Annotated in this window: 3 protein-coding genes; all 3 read right to left on the reverse strand. The window is 52.1% G+C overall.

Features of this window, described 5'->3' with window-relative positions; genetic code table 11:
- Positions 1–207 precede the first annotated feature (207 nt).
- A complete protein-coding gene (locus F1542_RS16535) occupies positions 208–1,341 on the reverse strand; it encodes a hypothetical protein (protein ID WP_193733964.1) in 1,134 nt (377 codons plus the stop codon).
- A gap of 184 nt (positions 1,342–1,525) precedes the next feature.
- Positions 1,526–2,583 (reverse strand): IS630 family transposase gene (locus tag F1542_RS16540; RefSeq protein ID WP_227672826.1). Its coding sequence is split into 2 segments (ribosomal slippage): positions 1,526–2,091 and positions 2,091–2,583, totalling 1,059 coding nucleotides; the frame shifts between segments, so codons are not numbered across the junction.
- Between the two features lie 531 nt (positions 2,584–3,114).
- On the reverse strand, positions 3,115–6,645 hold the full coding sequence (locus tag F1542_RS16545) for a glycosyltransferase (RefSeq protein WP_193733966.1): 3,531 nt from the start codon (positions 6,643–6,645) through the stop codon (positions 3,115–3,117).
- Between the last annotated feature and the right edge of the window lie 220 nt (positions 6,646–6,865).

Here is a 6,865-nt window from a genome sequence, read left to right on the forward strand (position 1 = left end):
TTCAAGAAACGTCCGCGCCTGCCGACTCAGCACCACCTGACTTGCCTGTCGTCCCGCCATCGTTCTGCTCCCGTCATTGCGACAGGAATATTATATAATGATGCTTATTTCAGTTCCAGATGACTAGTCCTGTGCTTGCGGCACAGATACGCAGCCGTGGCATCCTCCCTTATGCTCCTTCAAAATCCCGATGATCTAATCCTGAGTTCAATCGGTCGCTGCAGCCATAGTATGCCATTTACGATCGGCAAGGCACATGTAAAGCTTTCTGGCATCAAAAAGCTGTTCGCCTGGCGGGCACGAACTTCCAATTTTCGGTGTGGCCGCCCTGATGGTCGGAATGCCGTTAATGTCGCTTATGGCTGCGTGCGAGGTTGTGATGTCGGTCGTGTTTACGTTCTTGGTCCAGAAGTTGGACCACTGCAGCGTTTTGCTTCCAAGTTCATATTTGTTGCTTGTTGCGGGGAAAATGTTCCCATTCGTTATCCAGAGGCCGGCAGCACTGTCGCCTATATGCATCAATCCGTCGCTGTCCAGATACATCATCGAAAGGTAAGAGTTGACATGCGCGCCCTTGATGCCCTGCGCGGCCCCTCTGTCCCCAAGAAGAATGGCCGCTTGCGACGTATCGGCCATATTGTATGTCGCGCCGAATATGTGTTTACCACGATCATGCCAACCATAAACCGCGTTGGACTGTGAATCAAAATCAGCTTCCTGCACGGCGTTGACCCCTGTGTGGATACCATAATACCAGATGGGCAAAGTACCGTTCGTTCCAGTCAGGCCATTTACGCTATTGCCCGTCTGGATGCTGATCCCCGCTGTATTCATGTATTTCAGGCCATTCAGGAGAATGCCTACCGTATTTCCTACGGTGAACTCCTTATTGTCTCCCGCAAGATTGTTGATATCTATTTCGTCTCCAAAGCTACTGAAGGTGGAATGGTTCCAGTTTGCATCAAGTTGCAAGACGGAATTCCTCGCCCAGAGGCCGCCGGACTTTGCCTGTGCTTCCGCATAGGTATAGGCGCAGATATTGCCGCCAACGTTGGGAGCGACTGCAGTGGAATTGCACTCCGTTGAGTTCCCGAAGTTTTGGACCTGGGCCTTGTCCAATTCAATCTCAAGTAATACCACCGCAAGGCTACCTGCCAGTGGACTACCTTTTGGTGTAAAGGTGAATGCCGTGGCGCTCCCGCCGTTCACGCCCATCGCCGGGAATTGAACGGGCGAGTTTGTCCTGGTGACATAATTACTCGTGGTCTGCGCGGATGCAGGAGCAAAGCCGTAAAACGCGACCAGCCCCAGAAGTGCGGAAATTTTATGCAGAATCATCATCGGAAAATCCAGACAGTCCCCAGCATTGAAGCTCTATTATTCCGAAATTGCCATTTCAATATCAAGTATTATCCAGACCATACTCAATATGGATAAAAGCTGATTACAAAAGAGCCTGATCCGTTTGGTCAGGCAGCTTCGCGGCTTGAATATGCTATGCCTGCGTTATACCAACCGTTGATTGCTATAACCTATGAGCCCACTTGCGCAGTCCGATTGACATGATGCGCCATGGTTGATCGACGAGCTGGTTCCAGGCATGGCAGGCGATATCAACGATATCGTCATAGGTTCTGAAGATCCTGTTTGAGAGCCATGTATTGCGCAGGAACTGCCAGAGATTTTCTACCGGGTTCAGTTCAGGAGCCCGGGGAGGCAGCGGGAGAATGGTGATATTGTAGGGAACATCCAGCTTCTGACTGGTATGCCATGCCGCCTGATCCACAATGAGGACGGCGTGAGCGCCCTGCGCGACCGTGCGTGAAATCTCCGCGAGATGGAGCTGCATGCCGTGCAGGTTGCAGACAGGGAGCACGAGGCCTGCGGCCGCTCCCTTTTCAGGGCAGATGGCCCCGAAAATCCACGCGGATCTGGTGCGCAGGTCAGCAACGGCCCGGGGCCGGGTGCCCCGTTTCGCCCACCGTCGGGTCAGCTTCGTTTTCTGGCCGATCCGCGCCTCGTCAGACCACCAGATTTCGATATCTTTTCCGAGATGTCTGGACCTGATCGCCGCCATGACACCGGGGAACTCTTTTTAAAAATGTCCTGGGCTTTTGTATCCTGGCGATAGTGCCGTGGCTGGGCTGTCAGCAGACGGAACCCCTCGCGGCGTATGATCTGACCCAGACGCGTTTCCGACAGGGTGACGCCATAGGTCTCATGCAGCCACCCGCAGAGATCACACAGTCTCCAGCGGACAACACCATGCACCGCAGGGATGGGTCCTTCTTCGAGCCGGGTTTTCAAGGCAGACAGCATCTCCTGTGTCAGGCGGGCTTTCTGTCCCCCGCCATGACGATCCACAAGGCCATCCGGACCATCCGCATTGAAACGCACCACCCAGTCACGGATACTCTGACGGTCTGTCCCGGCAGGCAGGGCCGCCTCGCCGCGTGAGGCGCCATCATAAATCGCCGCAAGCGCCAGCAGGCGACGCGACTGACCCGCATGCCGGCTTCTGCGCGCAAGGCGTCGCAACTCCGAACTATCATGATCGTCACGCAGGGACAGAGGGCTGCCCATCCAGAATGCCTCCTTCAGAGAATGGTCTGCTTCCTGTGAATCACATTTTTAACCCGATGGGTACCCCGTGAGTCAGACCAAACAATGGTTGGTATTAGTGTCATGCCGCCATTCGGACGTCGACGCGGTATGATCGTCTTATCGACCGTAAGCTACTCAGAGCAGAATGTGGCCTTTGGCCGTTGTAATGAGCGAATCGCTTCACGAGATCCGAACGATGGCATCACGTAAAAATCCTTCGTTCCTCCATCCGTTTGCCAATTTTCGTGTAAGACTTCTTCATGTCAGCCGGACTGACCGATACTGTTGGCGCTGACTTCTTGGAGAAGATACCCGCCATCCCTTTTATTACCGAGTCTACCCATTGGGCGGATCATCGCCCAATGGGTACCGTGCCTTATTCCGGTTCGGCCAGTGTCAGTCCGTCACGGATCGCCTTCAGGGCTACCTGCGACTTTTTGATTCATCTGAATACCGTCTGCTCGTAACCTTGCCCATGAGACCTGTTTTTCATTCAGGTCTGGGTTTGGTTTATTCCCCTGTCTGCAAAAGGGAGATCATCTCTTTCTTCCCACTATTGCGCACAGGCATTTTCGATCGGGTGTCGGCAGAAGTTTTCTCGGGATATGTAACAGCTATCTGTTGGGAAATGATTTCAAGAAAGTTTTTGGAAAATGCCGACAAAGTAAGGCTTTTCTTGAATGTTTCCCGTGCATTCTTTCCCATGTTCTTCAGGTCATGGCGGTTTTCATAGGCCCATAGCAACTGCATGGACAGGGAGAGTGCATTGCCTGATTCAAAGGTATAGCTGGAGTCTTCATCAAAGACGTCACATGTGCCCACATGATTACTCATGATGCTGGTTTTCGAGAGCATCGCCGCTTCCATTACGACCAGAGGGAATGGGTCATCCCGGGAAGGACAGACCAGCACGTCTGCTGACGCGACAAGACGCAATTGTGCTTCATGATCCAGAATGCCGATGTAACTCACTTCCGGAAGGCTTTCCATCTCCGTTTCAATGCCCTTCCAGTATTCACGGTTCCATTCCCATAGCTTGCCGCTCATGATGAAACGGCATTGTTTCCGGACATGACGTGGCAATAGGGCAATGGCCGCAACAAGGATATCTTGGCCCTTGCGGAATTCCACGGTCCCTGACATCACGAAGATCAGGAAATTCCGTGTTGGGAGATTGGCAACTCGGGTAGCATTGTCAGGAATCCCATTATGCAGAATCATGGCGGGGATATTTTCCGGCACGAAGCTTTTTGCATAATCACTGACGCAGACAATCTGGACCTGTTCCCAGTCTATGCCCTGCACCTGGTTTTTGCTCAGGTAATGCGACAGGGACTGCGCTTCATGCAGCCACCATACTGTCCGCAGGATGTTGATGGCGGAAAGCTGCCTGACCACGGACGTCATGGCCACTGTATTGACAACAGCAACATCAAAATTACGCGCGAAGCGTTCAAACAGGAAGTGATTATCAGTGATCGATTCATCAATGATAACGACGATTCCTGCCCTGACGATTTCCTCACATAGCGGGCCATCCTGCGGAGCAACGACAACCGGGAAACCGCCCGCCTGCAGAACTGTCTGCGCGGCATACAGCAACATCCGGGGCGCGCCCGTCAATGTCAATTCATGGGAAACGAACAGGACATCTGGCCCGGTTACAACCCGGGACGAATCATAATGTTCTGCATAAATCCGATAGTTAAACTGGAAGTCGCGATACAGGACGCGCTGCATGGAAGGCGTAAAATATGGATCATGCGACAGATACGCCCCCCAACGACGCAGGGCGTAAATGTCAGCCTTGTATTTATGCCGCTTTGCATTCCAGGAGTGATTGCCCACATGCCGCAGGAGGGCATAAGGCGTGTAGACACATCGGTATCCCGCCTCGATCAGCTTGAAGCTGAGGTCCATATCGGAATGGCCATCAGGCGTGTTGACGCTATCAAATCCCCCGACTTTCCAGAACAGATCCTTGCGCATGGCGCAGCAGGCACCCGACAGAAGGGATATATTCCGGACATATTTATGCATGCTCAGGAACAGATCCGTACTATCCCACGGCTGCGTATGATAGGCCGTCCCACACAGGCCGGGCGTTCCCGAAATCATGCCAGAATACTGGATGGTGTCGTTTTCATAAACAAGCTTGGGTGAAACGCCACCGACACCAGGTACCCAGAGATATTCGATCAGCCGTTCGATCCAGTCCCTCTGCATGGGAAAGACATCGTCATTGTAAAAAACGACGATATCACCGGTCGATCCCCGTGCCCCTTCGTTGCATTTGTCGGAAAAGTTATAAGCCTTGTTATATTTTACAAAGACAACCTTGTCCCAGTCAAAGAATTCGTCTTGCAGCCGGGCAGCCAGCGGCCCGTTACATACCACAACGACTTCATAATTCTCATAATCCGTCCCATTCCGGATGGCCTGCAGCGCCAGCCGGAGGTTCGCGACAGAATCAGAAGGAATGATGATGGAGACGCGGGCCCCTTCCTCAGGCACGGCAATCCGCACATAGTTGGCATGCGGCAACGGCGTCGCCAGGCCTGGAATGAGTCGGCGCTGCAGGGCATCATTCAGGGCGGCGATATTTGTTTCCCGGGCATAGTTTTTGCCGCCAGCGGCAGCTGACCCCGCAATGGCCCGCCACAGGTACAGGATGCGTTCGATATGAACGATGCATTTTGCCTTCTCGCTGGCGCGGAGGGCCAGGTCGTAATCCTGCGAGAAATCATATTCGCTGCGGAATCCACCTATGTCATCAACAAGCGTCTTGGCATAGACGCTCAGATGACCGGACAGCATGCAGTTGAACATGATTTCGGGCGACCAGTCTGGCTTGAATATGAAGTCAAACAGTCCGCGATCCGGCGTATCGTCTATCTTGCATTCATCGCTATAGATGAAATCTGCCTCAGGCTGTTGGTTGATCGCCTCGACAACGCGGAAAAGCGCATCGGGGGTCAGTTCGTCATCATGGTCAAGCAGGGCGACATACGTGCCACGTGCCATGTCCAGCGCGACATTCGACGCCGCCGAAATCCCGCCATTACGCGGCATGACCTGCAGCCGTATGCGCGGATCGGTACGGGCAAGTTCCTTTAATAGGTTCTGCTGGTCTTTCGTGGGGGAACAGTCATCGACCACGCAGAGTTCCCAGTGTTCGTAATACTGTTCCTGAAGGGACTCGATAGCGCGCCGCAGCCATTTGAGCGGCGTATTATAGATCGGCATGATTATGGAAATCAGTGGTTTATGCGCCAATTCCGCAAGCGCCGCCTGCGCATCCTGAGAAGATAGATCAGACTGCTGTTCAGAAAAGATCTGCCGCGCAACTTCCAGCGAAGGATGAATGTGCGAACCATGGGGCGGTACTACTGCGGCATGATTGTGCTGTTCTGCATGCGGCTGGGCTACGGCATGATTATGCTGTTCCGCGTGCGGCTCGGCTACGGCATGATTATGCTGTTCCGCGTGCGGCTCGGCTACGGCATGATTATGCTGTTCCGCATGCGATTGGGAATTGTCATTTTTACGTTTAAAGAATTCCGGGGTTTGAATACTGTTTTTTAGTGAAGAGAGTGTCTCTTTTACAGTATGTTTTACCCACTTGGGCTGTCGACCAATCCACCTGACTGGCACGGTCATGCGCCAGCTCAGGGAATTCCGACTGGTTTCCAAGCGGGTCTTGTATATCAGGAATTCGCTTTGCAGGAACTCATTATGTTCCTCAAGGCCCCTGATATAGTCTTGGCATTTTCTCATGGACTCTTCGAGTTCATGAGCCCTGGTTTTTAATGCAGCATTCTGTTCTTCAATATTTCTGATATGTGCCTGATGATGCCTTGCGGAATCTTCCAGTTGCTGGATTCTGGTATTCAGAAGAATTTTATTGCGGTTTCTGTCTTCCAACTCTTCGTTTAAATCGCGTAAAAATTCTTTCGCAACTTGCAATTGCCCAGATTTTACAAACAATTCCTTAGATAAGTAGGTTGTTTTGTCTAGGTTTTTTTTTGGATCATCTTTCAAGTCTGCAAACTCCTACCCAAGGCTATCAATTTGTCTTCAAAAATAATATTTTTCATGCAAGAAAACAATCGGAATTGCAACCACGGACTAAGTGCCCGATCCGAAAGTTTTTGAACAATACCAGCCTGTTGTGATTCATCCGTCTTTACGAAGAGATGGAGTGAATGGTGACATGGACTGGTATTGCCCGACGTGAACATAGCCGGGAAGGACTGCGATA

It is taken from the genome of Komagataeibacter sp. FXV3 (genome assembly GCF_015155755.1).
GTDB lineage: Bacteria > Pseudomonadota > Alphaproteobacteria > Acetobacterales > Acetobacteraceae > Komagataeibacter.